The following is a 1,314-nucleotide window of genomic DNA, read 5'->3' as shown; positions in this document are numbered from 1 at the left end:
ATATAAATACAATGCTGATTGTAATTTGGAGATATATCTTCATTACATTTTTCAAAGTAATATTTCGCTTGATTATTTAAAAACCATATATCGTGTTCTTTAAAATCCTTATCTAGGATAGTAAGCGTCAAATTATGAACAAGTTCAGCTTCCAGATAGCAAGATAAATTCACGCTTTTTTCTTTCTTTTCCAGCCGCTGTAGATTTCGTATATAAGGCAGTGCAAGCCCTAACATTTTTACGTATATCTCATTTTTATACATGTATCCATCCTCATGATTAATATGAATAAAACTCATCACTTTCTTGTCGGCATAGAAGAAGCTCCAGCCGGAGCATTTTTAGTCTGAGTCCATGAGCCATTTTGTATAAGCTTTTCTATATACGAAGCATCCCCTGTTTTATTGTATATTTCCTGAGCTGCAACCATCCTGTGATTACCTTCAGATATATAATAATTTCCTTTACTATCAACATATCCAGCAATACGACCCTCAGGCGCTGTAAATTTATAATTACCACTCACCATATCATTTTTAAGCTGATCCACCTGCTGTGGATTCCGTAATCCAACTTGCATACTTTTTATTGCGAACGGAATGCCGCCTTGGGATAAGTTGGTTACGGTAGCTTTTGCTAGTTGTACTAAATCCTTCGCCAGTAACCCACCCGAAACTAGCATGGCCTGATTTTCCGGATCTGAGACAAATACTGCAAACTTCGTCCAGCCTGGGCTGTTTACATCAATATTTGCCAGATCCTGGCCGTTCCACTGCTGAACATAGGCTTTTGCCTCGTCGCTGGTCATTACATCAGCACCGATATTATCCAACCAAGCTGGGCGCTTCATCATATCGAAACCACCTTGGGCGATTTCTTTATCAATTTCCTGTGCTTCCAGCGGATCGTCTTTCAGCTTCTGATCAGTTTCCGCACTCTGCTTGTCACTGACTTGCTTCCATTTATCGATGATTGACTGGCAGTCACCACCCGATTTCCGGCAGTCCGCGAGTTCTTTATCGAAGGCCAGTGCCTGAGTTGAACTCAGCGCATTATTCTCAACAACAACTTCTTCCGATACGGAGTCCGTCATCGTTCGGCATTTTCACTAGTGCAATCAGCACTTTACAACCACTTTTCGCCAGTGCATTTTCACACCGACAACTTTTTGCCTCGACGCGCTTTTTCAGCCCGTGACGCCATTTTCCCCTACATTGTTAAAGAGCAATACCAGCCACCGCCCCTTGCCACTCCCGGTGTGATCCGGTTGCAGCGGCGGGAAGTAGAATTATTTCAAGACTAAAACGCCAACTA

At 42.2% G+C, this 1,314-nt stretch carries 2 protein-coding genes; both read right to left on the bottom strand.

What is annotated here, in order from left to right; translation table 11 throughout:
* Nucleotides 1–263, bottom strand: a 263-nt coding sequence (locus MES37_RS24375) for a zinc ABC transporter substrate-binding protein (RefSeq protein WP_237932824.1), incomplete at its 3' end; no start/stop codon positions are given.
* A 35-nt stretch (nt 264–298) separates the two neighbouring features.
* The gene (locus tag MES37_RS24370; protein ID WP_237932823.1) at nt 299–1,093 is read right to left on the bottom strand and encodes a hypothetical protein; all 795 of its coding nucleotides are present in this window, start codon (nt 1,091–1,093) and stop codon (nt 299–301) included.
* Nucleotides 1,094–1,314 lie beyond the last annotated feature (221 nt).

Origin of the sequence: Buttiauxella sp. S19-1 (assembly GCF_022134725.1) — a bacterium.
GTDB classification, from domain to species: Bacteria; Pseudomonadota; Gammaproteobacteria; order Enterobacterales; family Enterobacteriaceae; genus Buttiauxella; species Buttiauxella ferragutiae.
This window is presented reverse-complemented; position numbering and strand designations above follow the sequence as displayed.

What these genes read in the sequence shown, in the direction of transcription:
- MES37_RS24370 (WP_237932823.1), bottom strand. Translation starts at nt 1,093, where the DNA reads ATGACGGACTCCGTATCGGAAGAAGTTGTTGTTGAGAATAATGCGCTG.